Here is a 22,624-nt window from a genome sequence, read left to right on the forward strand (position 1 = left end):
TGCACCACTCTAGGGGGCTACGCCCCCTTGGTGGCTTTGCACATAGGAGGAATTATAGTGAAACTCCCTGAACTTAGAATAGGGAAATTGGTAGCCAAAGTACCAGTAATTCAAGGTGGAATGGCAATCCGATTGTCTACAGCTCGCTTGGCTGCAGCCGTTGCAAATGAAGGTGGTATCGGCCTGATTGCAGCATCTGGCATGCCTTTTGATGAATTACGATACGAAATACAATTAGCAAGAAAATTATCGCCTACGGGCATTATTGGTATAAATGCAATGGTAGCCGCTACAGAATTTTTAGGCCTTGTAAAAACGGCCATTGAAGAGGGGATTGACCTCGTAGTAGCTGGCGCTGGATTCTCTAGAGATATGTTTGCTTTAGGTCGCGAATCAGGGACTCCGATTGTACCTATCGTATCTACGCCTAAATTAGCGCGTATTTCTGAAGGATTGGGAGCTTCTGCAGTCATTGTAGAAGGCTGTGAAGCAGGTGGCCATTTAGGTACAGATCGGTCTTCTCGTGAATTAGTACCAGAGGTGGTAGCGGCTGTTAAGAATATTCCAGTCATTGGGGCTGGTGGTGTTCTTGATGGAGCAGATATTGTTGAAATGATTAAATTAGGTGCTAGTGGCGTACAAATGGGAAGCCGTTTTGCAGCTAGTGTAGAGTGTAACGCTTCGGATGAGTTGAAAAAAATGTACGTCCGTGCAGACGCGCCAGAAGATATCGTTTTAATCCAAAGTCCAGTAGGACTTCCAGGACAAGCCTTGCGCAATAAGTTTGCAGAAACAGTATTAGACGGCACAGTGCCGCCACCAACAGAATGTCATCGATGCCTTAAGCATTGTTCACACAAATTCTGTATTATAAAAGCCCTTTCACGTGCCCAACAAGGTGACGTAGAAACAGGTTTGGTATTCTCAGGTAATAATATGCGTAAAGTAGATTCCATATTACCTGTTAAAGACATTTTTGCGCGCCTCATTTCTGAAGCGGCATCCATTGATTAAACGAGATTATAAAGAGGTGTAATGATGGAAAGACGTGTTGTTATTACTGGTTTAGGTGCAGTAACACCTGTAGGAATCGGTAAAGATGACTTTTACAATGCTTTATTACGTGGAGAATCTGGTATCGGGCCTATCACTCGATTCGATGCAAGTGATTATGCAACTCGAATTGCTGGTGAAATCAAAGATTTTGACCCTACACAATTTGGTATCGATAAAAAAGAAGCTCGCCGTATGGACCGTTCTTCTGCATTTGCTATTGCAGCAGCATTCTTAGCACAAAAAGATGCAGATTTAGATTTAGATAAAGAAGATTTAGATCGTTGCGGAACAGTGGTTGGTACTGGTATTGGCGGTATTGACTCTATCCACGATGTATATGTTACATTATTTGAAAAAGGCCCAGGTCGTGTTAGTCCATTTGCAGTACCAATGATGATTGCTAACATGGTATCTGGTCGTGTATCTATTCAATTGGGATTACGTGGACCAGTTGAAACTGTCGTGACTGCATGTACATCTGGTACTAATGCAATTGGTGAAGCATTCCGTATGATTGCTCATGGTCAAGCAGATGTGATGTTCGCTGGTGGTACAGAAGCAGCTGTATCTCCTGCAGCAGTAGCTGGCTTTGCATCTATGAAAGCTATGTCTACTCGTAATGATGAGCCAACAAAAGCATCTCGTCCATTTGCTGCGGATCGTGATGGATTCGTAATGGGTGAAGGTTCTGGTATCATTGTATTAGAAGAGCTAGAACATGCAAAAGCACGTGGTGCACATATCTATGCAGAAGTAGTTGGTTATGGCACTAATGGTGATGCATATCATATTTCTTCTCCAGCACCAGGCGGTACACAAGCTCGTAAATGTATGGAATTAGCATTGAACGATGCAGGTATTGCTCCTGAACAAGTAGATTATATCAACGCTCATGGTACATCTACATCCATTAACGATGCGAATGAAACATTGGCGATTAAACAATTATTTGGTGATCATGCTAAAAAATTAGTTGTCAACTCTACAAAATCTATGACAGGTCACTTATTAGGGGCTGCTGGAGCCATCGAAGCAATTGTTATGGCAATGGCTATTGAAACTGGTAAGGTACATCCAACAATTAACTTGGACAATCCAGATCCAGAATTAGACTTAGATTATGTATCTGATGGAGCACGTGATATGAAAGTGGATGTAGCACTTTCTAACTCCTTTGGCTTTGGTGGTCACAACGGTACTATCGTTGTTCGCCGTTATGAGGCATAATTGTGAAAGCTTCTATGCATAACAAAGTATCTCGCCAGGCTCGTGAAGAATTACTTCACGAGCTTGTTGCGAATTTACATTTACCATTACAAAATATGGATGTGTTGAATCGAGCATTGACACATTCTTCGTATGCCAATGAGCATAAGCTATCTCATGAGCATCATAATGAACGATTAGAGTTTTTAGGGGATGCTGTATTGGATCTTATCATTGGAGAGTATTTATTTGTTACATATCCAGAAATGACTGAGGGTGAACTGACCCGTTTAAAAGCTTGCACCGTATGTGAAGGATCACTAGCAGATTGCAGTCGTACCTTGCAACTAGGCTCCTATTTACGCTTAGGTAAAGGAGAATTTCACTGTGGAGGTGCGAATCGTGACTCTATCTTAGCGGATACCTTTGAGGCAGTCTTGGGGGCCATCTATTTAGAGTGTGGATATAAAGTGGGAAAACAGTTCGTGTTGAGTCATTTGCATGGATATATTCAAATGGCGCTTTCAGGAAAAGTAGGTAAAGATTTTAAAACGATGCTTCAAGAGCTGGTGCAACAAAAGGGTGAATCTGTCATCCAGTATCGAGTGATTGAGGAAACGGGACCAGACCACGATAAATTCTTTACTATGGAAGTTGTTATTGATGGAGTTCCATCCGGCATAGGTTCTGGACGCAATAAGAAAACAGCGGCTCAAGCAGCAGCGCGTGAAGCCTATGAAAAGCGTATACAATAATAAGGATTGAGGGGTGGGAAACCACTCCTTTTTCTATTCTACTGGTAGGATAGAATGTATTCTCATGGTACAATAGATAGGTATATATATACTACACTTGGTAGAGGAGGCATGTATGAGGAAAGTAAATAAAGAGAAAACTAGATTACTTCCATTTTTTATCCCTCATATTGGATGCCCCTATATTTGTGTATTTTGTAATCAACCACGTATATCTGGACATCAAGAGATGGTAACGCCAACAATCATAGAGAGAGCAATAGAGAAAGCCATAGCGGAACAAGGTCAAATGGGGCAGTGGGAAGTAGCTTATTTTGGGGGGAGTTTTACAGCTATACCCAGAAAACTACAAGATACATTATTAGCTCCAGCCACGGATGCATACCGTAAAGGGTGGATTCGAGGCATTCGTATTTCGACGAGACCAGATGCTATTTGTATAGAACGGCTTCAAGAACTCTATGCAGCAGGTGTAAGAACTATAGAATTAGGGGTGCAAACCCTTAATGGTTCAATGTTAATCGATGCTAAACGAGGTCATACAGTAGAAGATGTGGAGTTGGCCTGTGCTCATATACGGCAACAAGGAATTACATTAGGAATACAACTCTTGCCAGGATTGCCCGGTGAAACATGGCAGACTTTAGTAGAAACTGCAGTACGGGCTGGTCGTTTGCAAGCAGATATATGTCGTATTTACCCTGTTCTTGTCATTGAAGATACAGAATTAGCAGATCGGGTGCGACAGGGGAGTTATACACCGCTAACAATAGAAGAAGCTGTAGCATATAGTGCTTTCTTGAAAACATATCTAGAGAAGCAGGGCACAAAAGTAATCCGTGTGGGATTACAAAGTACAGAAGATTTTGATGCAGGACGAGGGATTGTAGGTGGTCCTTATGCGCCTGCCTTTGGTGAGCTAGTTGTTAACTATCAAGTCCGACAGCATTTACAACAGACTATAGAAGAACACCGAGAAGTATTTGAAGACCCTGTCTCTATAAAGGTGGAATATGCGAGAGCACTTACATCCAAAGTGCGGGGATTAAAAAATAGTAACATTTTGTATTTTATCGAACAGTATGGTTATACTCGTTGGGAATGGAAGCAATATAAGGAAGGTTGTACCACAGAGGCAATACATATGACCATCGATGGTATCACGTATAGTATTACTCTATAAATTACGACATAGAAGTAGAATATTTTACAAATATATAGATATAATCTTTATACGTCAGTATAGTGGTACAATGTTGATAGAAAGGAAGCAGTCATGCAATTAATACGATTAGAGATGAAGGGATTTAAATCCTTTGCGGATAAAACTGTAGTGTCATTTTCTCCGGGCATGACTGGGATTGTGGGACCTAATGGCAGTGGTAAAAGTAATATCACTGATGCCATTCGGTGGGTATTAGGCGAATCGAATGTACGTCATTTGCGTGGCCAAAAAGCAGAAGATATTATCTTTTCAGGTACGGAAGCTAGACGACCGCATAATACAGCAGAGGTAAACTTAATTTTTGATAATAGCGATGGCACATTAGGTCAAGAGTTAGCAGAAATTGTTATTACCCGTCGTATGTATCGAAATGGGGAAAGTGAATTTCAAATTAATAAAAGAAATTGTCGTTTAAAAGATATCCATTTATTATTGGCAGATACAGGCTTAGGAAAAGATTCTATGGCTATTATAGGTCAGAATCGCATTGATGCTATTTTAAACAGTAAGCCAGAAGAACGGCGTCTCATATTTGAAGATGTGGCAGGTATATCTCGCTTTAAAATGAATAAAGAAGATGCTATCCGCCGTATCCATAGTACAGAACGTAATATGGAACGTTTGAATGATGTGATGAGTACCCTGGGAGATCAATTAGTAGATTTAGAAGTAAAAGCCAATACAACACGGGAATATAATCAACTATCGCAAGAGAAACGTAAGTATGATGGAGCTATTGCTTTTCATGAGTATAAAACGGCAGATCGGTTATTTACTAGGCAAGAGAATGAAAACCTATCCTATCTACGTGAGCAAGAAGAGTTAGAGGCTAGTTTAGAATCTATCCAAAGTAGTTATTCTGTAACACAGGAGGAATTGCAAAAATTCCGTGACACCCAACAAGGTATGGACGAGGAATATGCTACCTTACAAGGTAAGTTAGGAGAACTAACGGGTCAAATTGAGGTCGCACGACTCAAAGAGGCAAATATGACTGCTGAATTGCAGGAGGGAGAAGCTCAACTGAGCGCTTGGAAAGAAGAAGTTGCAGAGAAAGAGGAACATCGTGAACGGGATCTAGTATCTGTGAAAGAACAGGAAGGTGAACTAGAAGCGATTGGTCTAGATCTAACTAGTGCCGAATCTAACCTACAAACTATACGAGAGTCTCTGGGCGAAGTAAAAGCCAATTTAGATACTATGCGTTCTGCAGAGCAGCATGCTCATGAACGACACATTGCTATTGTTCGTGAAGTAGAGGAAGCTCGTCATCAGCTGACAAGAGCACAAGATAGAGAGCAACAAAAACAAGCAGATACACAGCGTTTACAGGAGACCTTACAAGATATAGCACAGGGGCTAGAAGTAGCACAAAGTGCTATGAAAGACCAAGAAACGATTGTACAGAAAGCACAAGAGCAATTAGAAAACACTCGACAATCTTTACTGGACTTGGAAACTAGTCGCCGCCAGACAAATCAAAAGTTAGTGGAAACGCAACGAGTATTGCAATCTAAAGAAGGTCGCTTGGAACTACTTCATAGTTGGGAAGAACTACACGAAGGCTATTTAGAGGGAACAAAACATGTTCTACAGGCAAAAGAGCAATGGTCTTTTCACATTCGTGGAGCTATAGGCGATGTATTCACAGTGGAAGAAAAGTTTTTAGTGGCTATTGAAACAGCCTTAGGGGGGGCCATTCATCAAGTCATTACGGATACAGCGAAGATTGCCTCTGAAGCAGTACAATATTTAAAACGTACTCAAGGCGGTCGTGTTACGTTTTTGCCTATGGATATGGTGAAAGGAAAGCGCCTCGATCATAAGGCGTTACAATCTCCACATGTATTAGGGTTAGGTGTTGACTGTATTCACTTTGATTCACAATATACGGGTGTATTTAACCAACTATTAGGTCGTACTTTAATTGTAGATACCTTGGAGCACGGATTAGCATTACAAAAAGAATACTATCAACAATTGCGTATTGTAACTCTAACAGGAGAGCAATTACAGCCAGGTGGTGCTTTAACGGGTGGTGCGACTAAACGTAAAAAAGCTTCTATTTTATCTCGTAAAGAAGAGCAAGAGACGCTAGAAAAAGATATTCATATATTGCGACAAACACTTCAAGAATTAAGTTCACAGTTGGAAACGTTTGAACAAGAGAGCGAAGCACTGGCTACGATAGGTAAAGAGTTGCGAGAAACCTATGAACAGGAAGCTCTACAATTGCGCAGTTTACAACAGGAGCAACAGCGTACAGAAGGTGAACAACTTAGCTTGAATGGAATGGTACAGACCTATAACAAGGAACTACAGGAAGCTAAAGAAACACAGGCTACATTAACGGAGAATATCAAAGTATTGTCTGAGGAGCTTTCACAGTTGGAGAATCGTGAAGGATATCAAGAGCAAGTCAATGCTTTAGTTGCACAAGAGAAAAGCTTGGAGGAACAAGATCGCTCCCAAAGTGAAGTAGTACAAGGGTTACGATTGCGATGGGAGCAAGCTAGACTGGTCTTAGAACAAAGTAGAAAAGAACTATCTCTATTAGAGCAACATATACAGGAGAAGTTACAAGCTATTGTTGGCTTGGAACGACGCCTTACACAATTAAAAGAAGACGTAGTACGATTAGGGGGTGACCCTGCATTAGAATTAGAATCAGAGAAACAAGCTTTAGAAAAACGCGTAGCCACTATTACAGAATCTCGCAAAGGTGGACAAGAAAAAGTACGTGCATGGGAATTACAATTATCTAAATTACAGGATGAACGAAATCAAAAAGAGCAGCGTCAACGAATTGTACAAAAGAAATTAGTAGACTTACAAGAAGGCTTAACAAAATATCAATTACAAGGCGAACAAGCATTGGAACAATTGGGAGCTTTAGGGTATACTAAACAAGAGGCGCAGACATTGGAAGTTTCTGGATCTGTTAATGAATGGAAACAACAACAGATAACCTTATTGCAACGTATAGACAGCTTAGGAGCTGTCAATCCAAACGCTATTATCGAATATGAAGAAGCAGTAGAAAAGTTAACGTTCTACCATGCGCAAAAAGATGATTTAGTGACTGCGAAAGAACAATTAGAAGGGGTTATTGCTGAAATTGATGGGGCTATGTCTGAACAATTGCAAGGTGTACTTGCAGACATTCGAGAGAAATTCCAACATGTGTTCTCTCAATTATTTGGTGGTGGTACTGCACAAATTGTAGTATCCAATCCAGAATCAATTTTAGAAAGTGGCATTGACTTTTATATTCAGCCACCAGGAAAGAAGCGACAACAATTGAGCTTATTGTCAGGTGGAGAACGAGCGTTGACGGTAATTGCTTTGCTTTTTGCATTGTTAGATTATCGACCGGCTCCATTCTGCGTGCTAGACGAAGTAGATGCCGCATTAGATGATGCGAATGTGGAACGATTTAGTCAGTACTTGCAAAATTTAGGAGATGCTACGCAATTCATCGTAGTAACCCATCGAAAACGAACGATGGAATCGGCCCATGTGTTACAAGGGATAACTATGGTAGAACGTGGCGTATCTCGTTTATTAACAGTAGCATTTGATGATGTAAAGGAGAATAGCGATTATGGCATTTAGTTTTTTTGACCGTGTGAAAGCGGGCTTAGAAAAGACAAAAAATAACTTTGTAAAAAAAGTGGAAACTATCGTCATTGGATATGCTGAAATTGATGATGACTTTTTAGATGATTTAGAAGCTACTATGTTGACTGGTGACTTGGGCCCTAAAACGACAACATACTTGATGAAAGAAATTCGTCGTGGTGTCACAGAAGGGATTATTAACAATACTAAGGAAGTTATGCCTTTCATGGAAGAGCGTATTACGGAAATGCTAGGTGCGCAAGAAGAAGCTTTGGAACTACATAAACCAGAAGTGATTTTGGTTGTAGGCGTGAATGGTGTTGGTAAAACGACGACAATCGCAAAACTAGCTCATTACTATGCTGAGCAAGGTAAAAAAGTAATTATTGCAGCAGGTGATACATTCCGTGCAGCAGCCTCTGAACAATTATCTATTTGGGCAGATCGTGTAGGTGTATCCATTGTAAAGCATAAAGAAGGGGCAGACCCAGCAGCAGTTGTGTTCGATGCGTGTGCGTCGGCTATTGCGAAAGAAGCTGATCTAGTGATTGTAGACACAGCTGGTCGCTTGCATACGAAAATTAACCTGATGGAAGAATTGAAAAAAATTGGTCGGGTAGCGGACAAACAAATTCCTGGTGCCCCACATCAAACTTTATTAGTCTTAGATGGCACAACAGGACAAAATGCTGTTAACCAAGCGAAGCTATTTGGTGAAGCAGTCCCTGTAACGGGTATTGTGGTGACAAAATTAGATGGCACAGCCAAAGGTGGTGTCGTTATCTCTATCAAAGAAGAGTTAGGTGTTCCAGTGCGTTGGATCGGTGTCGGTGAAAAAATGGATGATTTACGTCCTTTCAATGCGAAAGAATTTGCTAATGCCCTATTCGATAAGGGAGAATAAATGACCATGACAAGAAAGAAGTTATATGAGTATGTGGTTGATCAAAATGATATGAATGGCTATGGTGTCGATGCAGATGGCATTGAATGTGCTGTAGATATTATGGAATTTGTAGGTGGTGATTTATACCGACCGCTTACAAGATTGCTATTGAGCAATTGGAAGGAAATTGCGCAACGTATTGAACAGTATACACAAGAACAATGGGACTATGTACATTCCATTGCGGCTAATATCCAACATACATTAGAATCTGAGCATAGTGATGAAAGGCATCATTTATCAGACCAAGGTATCGCGATCTTTTTGGAAATGTTAGAAGGCGAAGATACTACTACACAAACATTGCAAGGAGATACGCCTATCACAGAAGAAGAATTGCGGCGTATCCGTGGTAAAGGGTAAACTATATAAGCAATAGAGAAAAGTTGGACCTTCGGTTCAGCTTTTCTTTTTGTATATAGTATAGTCTCACAGAGTGATTGTTGTATCTGATTTGTATCGAACATATAGTACAATACTCAGTCTATTCATGATATAATATAGAAGTTACTAGATATAGAATTAACAGTGAATATTTACGTTTATAGAGATAGACATGTAAGGAGGGACTATGAGCGGATTGCATCATTTTCCTGAGGAAGGGATTCCTTTTCAAGTAGAGGCCCCCTATTCACCGATGGGTGACCAACCAAAGGCCATCCAGTCCTTGGCAGAGGGAATTGAACGAGGGGAATGGGCACAGGTATTACTAGGTGCTACAGGTACAGGAAAAACATATACCATGGCCAAACTCATCGAAGCCGTACAAAAGCCGACTTTGATCATCGCCCACAATAAGACATTAGCAGCCCAATTGGCCAGTGAGTTCAAAAGCTTTTTCCCTAAGAATGCAGTGGAATATTTCGTGTCTTATTACGATTATTACCAACCAGAGGCGTACATTGCCTCTACCGATACATACATTGAAAAAGATGCATCCATCAATGAAGAAATTGATAAACTGCGTCACTCGGCGACAATGAATTTATTTGAACGTAAAGATGTGATCATCGTCGCATCCGTCAGCTGCATCTACGGCTTAGGGGACCCAGAGGACTATAGCACGCTCTGTGTATCTTTGCGACAAGGTCAGGAATATAGTCGAGACGATATTCTTCGTAAATTAGTATCTATCCAATATACCCGAAATGATATGAACTTTGTACGAGGTACCTTCCGTGTACAAGGGGATACGTTGGAAATTTTTCCAGCTGGCACCAGTGAAAGAGCTATTCGAGTAGAAATGTTTGGCGATGAAATCGATCGCTTAGTAGAAATCGATGTGCTCACAGGGGATGTGATTGTAGAGCGTAAACACGTAGCCATCTATCCAGCCTCTCACTATGTAACGACGAAGGAAAAATTAGACCTTGCTATCGGTCGTATCGAAACAGAGTTGGCTGAACGTTTGGCATACTTTAATGAAAATGGCCGTCTCTTAGAAGCGCAACGATTGGAGCAACGAACACGATATGACATTGAAATGATGCAGGAAATGGGCTATTGCTCGGGCATTGAAAACTACTCCCGTCTGTTGTCTAACCGTCAACCGGGAGAAGCGCCAATGACCCTTATCGACTATTTTACAGATGATTTCCTTATCATCATTGATGAATCCCATGTGACCTTGCCACAAATTCGTGCCATGTATAATGGTGACCAAGCTCGGAAACATAATTTGATCGACTATGGATTCCGCTTGCCATCGGCAGCGGATAATCGACCCTTAAAATTTGAAGAGTTTGTAGAGAGAATCAACCAAATTGTCTATGTATCTGCGACACCAGGGCCCTATGAAATGGAAGTACAAACCAATGTAGCAGAACAAATCATTCGTCCAACAGGTTTGCTAGATCCTATTATCGAAATCCGACCTATTAAGGGGCAGATGGATGATCTATTAGGAGAAATTAAAGACCGTGCGAAGTCGGATGAACGGGTCCTAGTTACTACATTGACGAAAAAAATGGCAGAAGACTTAACGAATTACCTAAAAGAGATGGGGATTCGAGTACGCTATTTACACTCCGACATTGCCACCATTGAGCGTGCCGATATCATTCGTGATTTGCGGGCTGGTGTTTTTGACGTCCTTGTAGGGATCAACTTATTACGGGAAGGTTTAGATATGCCAGAAGTATCCTTAGTGGCTATCCTAGATGCAGATAAGGAAGGTTTCTTGCGCAGTGATACATCTTTGATTCAGACCATAGGCCGTGCGGCTCGTAATGAAAAAGGGAAAGTTATTATGTATGCGGACCGCATTACGGGTTCTATGCAACGTGCTATGGATGAAACCGAACGTCGTCGTGCTTTGCAAGAGTCCTACAACACAGAGCATGGTATTACACCACGCACAGTGCGTAAGGAAGTGAAAGATTTAATTGAATTGACTAAAGTTGAAGGGGAAGTTGCTGCACCTAAAAAAGGTCGCAAACCAAGAACAGATAGCTCTGTGGTGTATGATAGTACAGCGCCGACAGAGGTGGTGGCAGAAACGGTGCAGTCACTTTCAACGAAGTCACAATACGAAACGAAAGAAGATGTGTTCAATGCTATTGAAGAGACCACACGTCTCATGAAAGCAGCAGCAAAACAATTAGAATTTGAACGAGCTGCAGAGTTGCGTGATGAATTGGGCAGATTGCGCCAAATTTGGTCAGATATGAATGAGGAATAGGAGTTATTTTGAAAGATCAATTAATTATAAAAGGAGCCCGTCAACATAATTTGAAGAACATTGATGTGGCTCTACCAAGAAATCAATTCATCGTATTAACAGGATTAAGCGGATCAGGTAAGTCATCCCTAGCCTTTGATACAATTTACGCAGAAGGACAACGCAGATATGTGGAGTCTTTATCTGCCTATGCGCGCCAGTTTTTAGGACAAATGGATAAACCAGATGTAGATTACATTGAGGGGCTTTCACCAGCTATATCCATTGACCAAAAGACAACGAGCCGTAACCCTCGCTCTACGGTGGGAACGGTGACAGAAATTTATGACTACTTGCGCTTATTATTTGCTCGTATTGGTCGAGCTTACTGCCCTACTTGTGGAGAAGAGATTGCGCAACAGACGATTGAGCAGATTACAGATTTGGTCATGAAATTACCAGAACGCACTAAAATTATGGTGATGGCTCCAGTGGTACGGGGTAAAAAAGGGCGCCATGAAAAAGTGTTGGAACAAATTCGTAAAAATGGATTTGCTCGTGTTCGCATCAATGGAGAGATACATACCTTTGAGGATGAAATCAACTTAGATAAAAATAAAAAGCATACCATTGAGATCGTCGTAGACCGTCTTGTGATCAAGGAAGGGTTAGAAAGCCGCTTAACGGACTCTTTGGAAACTGCCATTCATCATGGAGAAGGCTTTGTCATCATTCAGGAGGTAGATGGCCCAGCCCACCAATTTAGTGTTCATTTTACCTGTCCTAATGGTCATATTTCATTGCCGGAAATTGAACCTCGTATGTTTTCTTTCAACAGTCCTTTTGGGGCTTGCCCATCCTGTTTGGGTTTAGGTAGCACGATGGAGGTAGATGAGGACAGGGTGATTCCAGATCCAACGGTATCCTTTATAGATGGTGGAGTAGCACCGTTGAGCTCCAATCCTAATGCGTGGTTCATGAGACAATTAGAAGGTTTGTTGAAAGCGCATGGATATACATTAGAGGCTAATTTCGAAGAACTTCCTAAGGACTTACAAAAAGAAGTCATGTATGGTAGTACTGAGAAAGTGACTTTCGACTACGAAAATATGCGTGGAGAGGTGAAAACATTCCATACCGAATATGAAGGTATTTTGCCAATGGTGAAACGCCGTCATGCAGAGGCTACTACGGATAGCATGCGGGAAGAGTTCGAATCCTATATGTCTATTAAACCATGTACAGCTTGTAAGGGAGCTCGTTTGAAACCAGAATCCCTTGCCATCCGTGTAGGGGAAAAAAATATAGATGAAGTGACACAGCTCACGATTAGTGAAGCGGTTGACTATTTTGGCAATCTCCAGTTGACGGACCGAGAGGCTTTCATAGGGGCACAAATTTTGAAAGAAATCAATGCTCGCCTAGGATTCCTGAACAATGTGGGCTTAGATTATTTGACGATGAACCGCAGTGCCGGCACCTTATCTGGTGGGGAAGCACAGCGCATTCGTTTGGCCACACAAATTGGTTCGGGACTCGTTGGGGTCTTATATATTTTAGATGAACCGTCTATCGGTTTACACCAACGTGATAACGATCGCTTAATCGAAACACTGAAAGGCTTGCGTGACTTAGGAAATACCTTACTCGTAGTAGAACACGATGAAGATACGATGTTAGCGGCGGATTATTTGGTAGATATTGGACCTGCGGCAGGTGAACATGGTGGTCAAATCGTGGCGCAAGGTACAGTACCAGAGGTGATGGCTGTAAAAGAATCCATTACTGGTCAATATTTAAGTGGTCAAAAATATATTCCATTACCAAAAGAACGTAGAAAGCCTACGAAAGCCTGCTTAGAAATCCGAGGGGCCAAAGAGAACAACCTAAAACAAGTGAATGTGAAATTCCCTATCGGATTATTCACTGTCGTAACAGGCGTCAGTGGATCTGGTAAATCTACACTGATTAACGAAATCTTATATAAAGGCGTAGCCAATGCACTGTACAGAAATCATCACAAGGTGGGAGCGCACAAGGAGATTCGTGGCTTAGAGTACGTAGATAAAATCATCAATATTGACCAAAGTCCAATCGGTCGAACACCACGTTCTAATCCTGCCACCTATACAGGGGTCTTCGATGCTATTCGTGAGTTATATAGTCAAACCAATGAAGCGAAGATTCGTGGCTATAAAGCAGGGCGATTTAGCTTTAACGTCAAAGGCGGTCGTTGTGAAGCGTGTCGTGGTGATGGTATCATCAAAATCGAAATGCATTTCTTGCCAGATGTGTATATACCGTGTGAGGTATGTAAAGGAGCTCGATACAATCGAGAGACCATGGAAGTGAAATATAAAGGTAAAAGCATTGCCGATGTATTGGACATGGTCGTGGATGAAGCGGTAGACTTCTTTAGTGCTATTCCAAAAATTCACCGCAAATTGGTGACTTTACAAGAAGTAGGTCTAGGCTATATTCGATTAGGACAAGCGGCAACTACCTTGTCTGGTGGGGAAGCACAACGGGTTAAACTAGCCACTGAGCTGGCTCGTCGTAGTACAGGGAAAACCTTATATATCCTAGATGAGCCGACTACTGGATTACATGTAGAAGATATCCGGAAATTGCTAGAAGTATTGCAAAAGCTTACCGATGGTGGCGATACAGTGGTGGTCATCGAGCATAATTTAGATGTCATCAAAACGGCGGACCATATTATTGACTTAGGTCCAGAAGGTGGTTTCCGTGGTGGTACGATTGTGGGTACTGGCACACCTGAGGAGATTGCTGCTTTACCTGACAGTTACACAGGCAAATTCTTAGGTCCTGTGTTAGAGAAAACTAGGAATTATATGGAACAACATCCGTTGCCTACTGAGGACACACCATGAATCCTATCGACAGACAACTACAAGCAGAAGAAGTTAATTTCCAGCCATCTCGTCAACAGGATATGATGATGGGTGATGCGGAACAGCAAGCCTATATTTTGGAAAAGGTGAGTCATCTGCCGACCACGCCGGGGGTTTATTTGTGGCGTGACAAGTACCAGCGCATTATCTATGTTGGAAAGGCCATCAACCTGCGCAATCGAGTGCGGTCCTATGTGCAACAAGATGTGAACCGATCCGTGAAAGTGACCGCCATGATGCGTCGTGCTTGGGATGTGGAAACGATCCAAACAAAAACAGAAATGGAAGCTCTTATCCTAGAGGCAACGTTAATTAAGGAACACCATCCAAAATATAATATTATGCTTCGAGATGATAAGACATATCCTTACGTAAAAGTCACTGTGCAAGAAGACTTTCCACGCCTCTTTATGACTCGTCGTTTAGAACGTGATGGAGCGAAGTATTTTGGACCTTTCACAGATGTGACAGCAGTGCACCATGTGCTGCGTATCTTGCGGTCCTATTATCCACTGCGCACTTGTAAAAGTATGAAAGTAGAAAGACCTTGTTTGCAATATCATATGCATTATTGCGAAGGGCCTTGCATGCAGTATGTAACGGTGGAGGCCTATCGTAAATATATCGATGATATTGTAGCTCTCTTTGAAGGGAAACAAGTACAGGTTATCCAAGAGATTACGTCCAAGATGGAGCAAGCTTCAGAGGACTTGGAGTTTGAACTAGCAGCCAAGTATCGTGATGATTTATTGAGTATCCAAAAGGTACAAGAAAAACAACGCATGGTCACACAGCGAGGTGATATGGATGTATTAGGTATGGCTATCGATGGCCCTATGGCGTGTATTCAACTGTTTTTCATTCGCAGCGGCCGTTTGTTGGGGCGAGAAAATTACTTTGTCCAACATGAAGGGGATAGCCCAGAGCTAGTGATGACGGAGTTCATTAAACAGTATTATGGAGGGTCTACGTTCATACCTAAAGAATTGCTATTGCCTATGGATAGTGTGGATCGTGAGCTATTTAGTGAATGGTTCACCTCTATGAAAGGGCAACAGGTGGACGTATCTGTACCTCAACGGGGCTATAAAAAAGACCTCATCAAGATGGCGGAGGAAAATGCGCAGAATTTTTTAGCAGAACGTCGTCGTCAATGGCAATACACGATAGATAAATCCGGTGGTGCCGTAAAAAAATTAGCAGAAGTGCTCGACTTGCCACGATTGCCAGAGCGCATGGAATGTTATGATATTTCTCATATGCAAGGGGCGGAAACGGTGGCATCCATGGTCGTCTTTGAAGGTGGAAAGCCGGCGAAACGAGAGTATCGAAGATTCAAGCTAAAAACAGTACAAGGGAAGCCTGACGATTTTGCATCCATGGCGGAGATTATGGAACGACGCTACGGCAATGAAAAAGATTGGCCTATGCCAGATTTGATTATCATCGATGGTGGTAAAGGTCAGTTAAATGCAGCATTACCAGTCATCCGTGCTATGGGTGTTACTGATGTGCCGGTCATATCCTTGGCAAAACGAATCGAAGAAGTGTTCGTCGAAGGGGAGTCGGAAAGTATTATTCTAGAACACCATACGCCTGAATTACAACTACTGCAGCAAATTCGTGATGAAGCGCATCGATTTGCCATTACTTACCATCGCAGATTACGTGGAAAGCGAAACTTAGAATCTGTTCTGGATCATGTAGAGGGTATAGGACCAAAACGAAGAAAAGCGCTGTATAAGCATTTTGGGAACTTAGATGCCATGCGAGTAGCGGAGTTGGAAGAATTGGAGAGTGTGGAGGGAATGAACAAAAAAGCGGCTTTGGCTGTATATGAGTTCTTTCGGCGAAACTCACGTTAAGGGAAACGAGCAACAGTGGTTTGTGGCGTTTTGTATGAATTGTATAAAGGAAAGAGCACGACACATTCCTTCACAAACTGATCCTACGGTAGGTTTGCTCCGGAATATGTCGTGCTCTTTTTGTATTTGTGTCATTCAGGTAATACAGAAACGCCACAAAGGCGCTATCATTGGTAGTATATCTTAAGGAATTGTTGCTCGTTTTTTGTTTAGATTAATTTTGATGCTCTCGGAATGAACTCTTCCACAGGTGGGGCGCCGAGGGAAAGAGCGTTACTTGGTTTGTTATGAAATCTTGTGGCGATTTATCTAGAATGTGCAAAGGAAAGAGCACGACACATTCCTTCACAAACTGATCCTACGGTAGGTTTGTTCCGGAATATGTTGTGCTCTTTTGGTTATGTTTTATTTTGGCAATGAAATTGCCACAAGATGTTCTACGCTAGCGCTGCGTTCCTTATGATGGATTGCTCGTTTTTAGTGTTGTTTGATTTAGTCAATGATAATGCCACAAGATATTCCACGCTAGTGCGGCGTTTCTTAGTGGATAGCTTGTCTCATTTGTAAAAATTATCTTTCAAAAGATAACGTTTTGCATATTTTATGCTATAATGAAAATACAGAAGGACTACCGACGTGAGTTGGGCTCATCTCTTCCTACTATAGGAGGAGGTGGTACTATGAAAAAATATGAAAAAATTAGCTTAATTATTTCTATTTTAACATTAGTAGTTAATATAATTGCTTTATATAAGTAATGACAACGCCTAACGACATAAGGTTTCCTAGACCTTAATACGTTAGGCGCATCTATTTTTGTGTTTAGAGATGAGCCTAACGCCTCAGACACGTTGGTGGCTCTTCTTTTATTACACATAGTATACCATATTTTTATATAAATTACAAAAATTGTTACCTATAACTCTCTGTTGCTATGAACGACATATGATATTGTCATAGTGTACACATAAATGAATTTGTCAAAGCATAGTACAATAAAAAAGATCACGATATTCTCCTCACAAATGGTAAGTCGTTGTGTTTGGGATACATCGTGATCTTCTTTTATGTTTGGGTGTTAGTTAGTATCTCTTTCATCGTCTTCGTTAGGTGCCAACATGGAGTAGAAGGCCCATAGTAAGAGGAACCAGAATGGTGTAAACATGAGGGCGATACGTGTATCGCTTTGTAATGCTAGTACCACCAAGATGAATACAAAAAATGCTAGGATCAAGTAATTCATGAACGGGTACAGTGGCATTTTAAAGGTGGATTGTTTTGCCAATTCTGGATTCGTTTTACGATATTTGAGGTGACATACAACAATGATGGCCCAAATATAAATAAAACAGAATGTAGAGATGGACGTAATCATAATGAATACGCTTTCAGGCATAACATAGTTCAAAACTACAGTAAACAATAAGGCTGCAGCAGAGAATAGTGTTGCCTGATACGGCACGGAATGATTTGTCAATCGGCGCATTCGACTAGGGGCATGTCCACGTTTAGATAATGCGTAGATCATACGGCTTGTGGAGAAGATACCAGAGTTGGTAGCAGAGGCTGCTGATGTGAGGACTACAAAGTTCACGATACTAGCAGCAGCTAGGATTCCCACCGCATTAAATACAGCCACAAATGGGCTAGAATTTGGGTCTACTGCAATCCATGGATAGATACTCATGATGATTGCAAGAGATCCAATATAGAATAGAATAATTCGCAATGGAATGTTATTGATAGCCATAGGGATAACTTTTTTCGGATTTTCCGTTTCCCCAGCTGTGAGGCCTACGAGTTCAATGCCTGTGAAAGCAAATACTACCATTTGGAAAGATAAGATGAAGCCCATCGGCCCATTTGGGAACCAACCACCGTAATTCCAAAGGTTATCAAAGGCAGCTGCTCCTGCATTGGTAGTGAATCCTGTGAGGATCATGATAAGACCAATAATGATGAGTGATACAATGGCAATTACTTTTATTAAAGCAAACCAGAACTCCATTTCACCGAAGTGTTTTACCGCTGTCAGATTCATAACGAGTAAGACTGCCAGTACAACGAGGGCCGGAATCCACTGTGGCATCCAAGGGAGCCAGTATTGCATGTACAAGCCGACGGCTGTTAAATCCGCCATGGCTAGTGAAAGCCAGCAGAACCAATAGGTCCAACCAGTAATAAAGGCGGCTCGATCACCTAAATATTCCTCTACAAAGTCGATGAAAGAATGGTGATTTAAGTTGGAAAGCAATAACTCGCCCAATGCACGCATGATGAAGAAGCAAATAATACCTGTAATCATATACGTGAGGAGGATGGAAGGGCCCGCTAAACTAATAGATCGCCCAGAGCCAAGGAATAAACCGGTACCGATGGCACCACCAATGGCTAATAATTGAACGTGGCGATTTTTAAGACCACGCTTTAACTCTTGTTGCGAGTCCGTCATAGTAAAACCTCCTTAATACAATATAAACTTTTATATTTGATAATAGTAAACTATTTTCTATAGAATGTCAATTAATACTAGTGAATTACTATGGTTAGATAAAAAAGAACGACAAAATGTATGCACTTACTAGATTAGTGGTTAATACGATAGATGTCGTTCTTTTGTATGTTACTTTTCTATATGTATGTCAATATAGGAATAAAAATTAGCGGCTAATACATATTTACATGCACGTAAGGTATATATAAAGTATAGATGCTAAGTTACACTAAGTTTTTATATAAGTCATCTAGGATGCATTGCGCCACCGTTTCTGGAGTTCCATTATTTAAAACTTGTACTTGTCGGAATGTTGCATACAGTGCTGCTCGTTCATTGTACAATTGTTGTAATCGTTCTATGCCACCAGAAGAGAGAACGCGGCCTGTTGTATCCAGTTCTTCTAAGGGACGATAAATTTCGTAGATACGTCCATTTTGCCGTAGAGGAGCAAAGTTTTCTGGTATGGTAACAGCACCGCCACCTGTAGAGATGAGGAGACCTGTTTGTTTGCCTACATCGGCAATAATCTTTGCTTCTATAGTGCGGAATGCAGGCTCACCGTGAGTCAAAATATAATCGCTTATGGAACCGACTTCCTCTGTAATACGATTGTCTATGTCTACTAGTGTTCGCCCTGTTAGCTTTGCTAAAGCTTCGCCAATGGTACTCTTACCAGATCCAGGCATGCCGATTAAGACGATGTTTTCTTGGACTTGTCGAAACTGTTTGTATAGATCTACAAGGATACTTTCATCATAGGTACGACCTAAAAATAGAGCGCTAGCGGCAATGGCTTGGGCTAATAAGAAGATGAGGCCATTCACATGAGGGATACCCAATGTTTCGGCTTCTAATAAAATCCCTGTGCGATGTGGATTGTATACTAAGTCTATCACCCCTTCCAATCGTGTGAATGGGGCTAACTGAATACTTTGATTAGGACAGTGGGGATACATGCCCACAGGTGTACAGTTGATGATAATTTGTGCTCGCTCGTAAAACTGTGCGATGTGCTCATATTTAGGGAATTGATGACGGCTGATATGGGTAATGGATGCTGCGCCTAGACGCTCTAAGGCAACATGAACTGTATTTGAAGAAGCCCCATCACCTAGGATGAGGCAATGTTTTCCTTTGACGACAATATTAGACCAAGATAGCGTAGCCAAGAATCCATCATAATCCGTGTTAGTTCCATACCAGGAACCATTTTTTTGTCTTACCATAGTATTTACACAACCAATGGACTCTGCTATATCACTAATGCGTTGACAAGCTTGCATGGCATTGATTTTATAGGGAATAGTAATATTCAAGCCTTGTAAGTCAGAACGATTAAAAAAATCTTGTAGTTGGTCTGGTTCCATTTCAAATATGTCATAGGATGTATTTCCTAAGGCTTTATGAATCATGGGGGAGTAGGTATGACCAAGGGTGCGACCTAATAATCCAAACATTTACACCTCCAACGTACGATGACTGAAATGACGGAATGCATGTGGATCATGCTCCAGTACAAAATCTAAGAGCACAAGAGCCGTTAAGGCTTCTACCACAGGAACGGCACGTAGTGCTACACAAGGATCATGACGGCCTTTAATCTGCAACAGTTCAGGGCTATGCTTGCTTAGTGAGACGGAAGATTGCTCATGGTAAATGGATGGCGTAGGTTTGATACCAACCTGCATGACGAGAGGCATACCATTAGTAATACCACCTTGGATACCACCGCTGTTATTTTTCTCTGTACGAATCCCTTCGTCAGTGATGATAAACGGATCATTTTGCTCACTGCCACGAGAGGAACAACCAGGGAAACCAGACCCGAAGGAGATGCCTTTCACCGCAGGCATACCAAAGAGTGTAGCCCCTAAGCGATTTTCTATGCCATCATAATTGGGATTCCCCATGCCAACAGGTAAACCGGTAGCAAATACTTCTACGATACCACCAGTGGAATCGCCAGATGTTTTTAGTTCTAGCACGAGTTGCTCTGCTGCATGGCGTTGTACACGATCTAACATAGGAATGGCTTCTGTGCTGATACTAGCGAGTTTATCCATAGGTGGATTGGTATAATCGACAGGTACATCTTGGACAGGGCCCACTTGTGCTAAGCGGGCTCGTACGTGAATGCCAATGGATTCTAATAGTTGTATAGCAATGCCACCAGCTACGCACACAGGAGCTGTAATGCGAGCAGAAAAATGGCCGCCCCCACGCATATCCACATAGTCGCCATAGCGCATGCGTGCTGTGTAATCCGCATGGGATGGGCGTGGTACATCTCGCAAATTATCGTAATCACCACTTTGTTGTGATGTATTTTGAATGGTAAAAGCCAAAGGAGATCCGCTCAGTCTGCCTTGTACGATACCAGCTTGAAACTCAGGGATATCTGCTTCTTTTCGTTGAGTTTGTAATTGATGTTGACCGGGAGCCCGTCGTTTTAGGAAATCTTGCAAGGTTTCTAGATTGACTGGAAACCCACAAGGAAGTCCGTCCACAACTCCGCCAATAGCTTGACCGTGAGAAGCTCCAAAGGTGGAGACTTTCACAGTACGACCGAAATAGGATGCCATAATTACTCCTTACTTGTTAAATACGTTTATATGCTATGCGTTTCGCCACCCAATCGTTTCCAATCTGTAAAGAAATGAGGGTATGATTTACTGATGGCTTCGCTGTCCTTTAGAATCATAGGGGATGTAGCGATGAGGGCGTTTAATGCACCAGCCATGACGAGGCGATGGTCGTTGACACAGTCCACGGTGCCTCCCATAAGAGTACCTGTTCCAGTGATGTATAGATTATCTCCTTCGATACGAACGGTGCCTCCAGAATCACGGACTAATTGTGCCACCGCTTCTAAACGATCTGATTCCTTTAATCGAAGTCGAGCCCCATTGATGAAAGAAGATTCGCCTTCTATGGAGCAAGCTAAGCTAGAAAGAATAGGTAATAAATCTGGCATTTGTTCTAAATTTACATGGATTGGCTCATGCGCTTTGCCACTGACTGTTATAGCAGTGCTATCCCAAGTACAAGTGACACCAGCACTTTCCAGAATGGAAAGAATCCGTTTATCTGCCTGTACAGAATTTGGACGCAAGCCTGTGACAGTGATAGATTGACCTGTCATAGCGGCCGCCACTAACCAAATAGCACCATTGGACCAATCTCCTTCAATAGGGTATTGTTCGTTGCCGTGGAAGTACTGATTCTCTTCGATGGTAAAACGTGGATGCCCCTCTTTGGTGGAGCCTTCTGTTACGTGTACACCAAAGTCTTTCATCGTTTCTATGGTTAATGTTACATAGTCTTTTGATTGTAAGGAACTCGTGCAATTTACGGTGGTATGTTCTAGTTGTGGAGCCGCCAGAAGAAGACCGGAGAAGAATTGAGAGCTTACGGACCCCGTCATGGAGAAGGTACCACCTTGTAATCGTCCTGTCATAGTGAAAGGTGGGGCCTCTTGCGAAAAGGATACTCCATGAGATTTCATTTCACTGAGCAATGGTTCTAAAGGTCGTTCTGGTAGACGCCCTTTGGCATCGACCTCCACAGTGTCGCAAATAGAAGTGGACACAGGTAAGAGCAAGCGCAAGGTCGTGCCTGATTCGTGTGGCAATACATGTCCCATAGTAGGAACAGAGCCCGGAGTGACATGAGCCACACCATTTTCATAGGTGATCGTTGCGCCAAGGGATCGTAGTGAATCCATAGTAGCATCAATGTCCTTAGAAGAATGGGAAATTAAAATAGTGCTAGGACTCGTTGCTAAAGAGGCTGCGATAAGTGCCCGATGGGCGTGTGCTTTCGCAGGAATTGATGGAATTGTGCCACGTAAGAGCACATTGGAAACATGTTGCATAGGAA

14 protein-coding genes are annotated in these 22,624 nt (G+C 42.0%); 10 read left to right on the forward strand and 4 right to left on the reverse strand.

All coding sequences use genetic code 11. From position 1 onward, the window contains the following. Positions 1-57: 57 nt before the first annotated feature. From EO122_RS02250 to uvrC, 10 genes are all read left to right on the forward strand, one after another. A complete protein-coding gene (locus EO122_RS02250; protein ID WP_126938136.1) occupies positions 58-1,014 on the forward strand; it encodes a nitronate monooxygenase family protein in 957 nt (318 codons plus the stop codon). A 24-nt stretch (positions 1,015-1,038) separates the two neighbouring features. Next, entirely contained in the window at positions 1,039-2,283 is a 1,245-nt protein-coding gene (fabF, locus tag EO122_RS02255) for a beta-ketoacyl-ACP synthase II (protein WP_127009208.1), read from the forward strand. Beyond that, the gene (gene rnc, locus EO122_RS02260) at positions 2,283-3,017 is read left to right on the forward strand and encodes a ribonuclease III (protein ID WP_371413171.1); all 735 of its coding nucleotides are present in this window, start codon (positions 2,283-2,285) and stop codon (positions 3,015-3,017) included. Before fabF ends, rnc begins: the two co-directional genes overlap by 1 nt. Before the next feature lie 115 nt (positions 3,018-3,132). Next, positions 3,133-4,200 carry an elongator complex protein 3 gene (locus EO122_RS02265; RefSeq protein WP_127009191.1) on the forward strand — a complete coding sequence of 356 codons (1,068 nt, stop codon included), beginning with the start codon at positions 3,133-3,135 and terminating at the stop codon, positions 4,198-4,200. 93 nt (positions 4,201-4,293) lie between these two features. Next, positions 4,294-7,857, forward strand: a complete 3,564-nt coding sequence (gene smc, locus EO122_RS02270) for a chromosome segregation protein SMC (protein ID WP_127009192.1) — start codon at positions 4,294-4,296, stop codon at positions 7,855-7,857. Beyond that, complete coding sequence (gene ftsY, locus EO122_RS02275) at positions 7,847-8,767, forward strand: signal recognition particle-docking protein FtsY (RefSeq protein ID WP_126938139.1); 921 nt, start codon at positions 7,847-7,849, stop codon at positions 8,765-8,767. The genes smc and ftsY overlap by 11 nt, the downstream gene beginning before the upstream one ends. Positions 8,768-8,773: 6 nt before the next feature. Next, positions 8,774-9,172, forward strand: coding sequence for a hypothetical protein (locus EO122_RS02280; RefSeq protein ID WP_127009193.1), 399 nt, complete (start codon positions 8,774-8,776; stop codon positions 9,170-9,172). A 208-nt stretch (positions 9,173-9,380) separates the two neighbouring features. Continuing rightward, a complete protein-coding gene (uvrB, locus tag EO122_RS02285; protein WP_127009194.1) occupies positions 9,381-11,489 on the forward strand; it encodes an excinuclease ABC subunit UvrB in 2,109 nt (702 codons plus the stop codon). Between the two features lie 8 nt (positions 11,490-11,497). Beyond that, the gene (gene uvrA, locus EO122_RS02290) at positions 11,498-14,362 is read left to right on the forward strand and encodes an excinuclease ABC subunit UvrA (protein WP_127009195.1); all 2,865 of its coding nucleotides are present in this window, start codon (positions 11,498-11,500) and stop codon (positions 14,360-14,362) included. Between the two features lie 68 nt (positions 14,363-14,430). Continuing rightward, positions 14,431-16,248, forward strand: a complete 1,818-nt coding sequence (gene uvrC / locus EO122_RS02295; protein WP_127009210.1) for an excinuclease ABC subunit UvrC — start codon at positions 14,431-14,433, stop codon at positions 16,246-16,248. A 1,078-nt stretch (positions 16,249-17,326) separates the two neighbouring features. Here uvrC and EO122_RS02300 read toward each other — a convergent pair. The 4 genes from EO122_RS02300 to aroA all read right to left on the reverse strand — a co-directional run bounded on the left by EO122_RS02300 (position 17,327) and on the right by aroA (position 22,619). Next, positions 17,327-18,700 carry an amino acid permease gene (locus EO122_RS02300; RefSeq protein WP_127009196.1) on the reverse strand — a complete coding sequence of 458 codons (1,374 nt, stop codon included), beginning with the start codon at positions 18,698-18,700 and terminating at the stop codon, positions 17,327-17,329. A 266-nt stretch (positions 18,701-18,966) separates the two neighbouring features. Continuing rightward, positions 18,967-20,202 (reverse strand): shikimate kinase, encoded by a 1,236-nt coding sequence (locus EO122_RS02305; protein ID WP_127009197.1) that lies wholly within the window; start codon positions 20,200-20,202, stop codon positions 18,967-18,969. Further along, complete coding sequence (gene aroC / locus EO122_RS02310) at positions 20,203-21,327, reverse strand: chorismate synthase (protein WP_127009198.1); 1,125 nt, start codon at positions 21,325-21,327, stop codon at positions 20,203-20,205. 26 nt (positions 21,328-21,353) lie between these two features. After that, positions 21,354-22,619: a 3-phosphoshikimate 1-carboxyvinyltransferase gene (aroA, locus tag EO122_RS02315; RefSeq protein WP_127009199.1), complete on the reverse strand. Its 1,266-nt coding sequence runs from the start codon at positions 22,617-22,619 to the stop codon at positions 21,354-21,356. Positions 22,620-22,624: the final 5 nt, after the last annotated feature.

It is taken from the genome of Veillonella sp. CHU110 (genome assembly GCF_003992255.1).
Classification (GTDB): domain Bacteria; phylum Bacillota; class Negativicutes; order Veillonellales; family Veillonellaceae; genus F0422.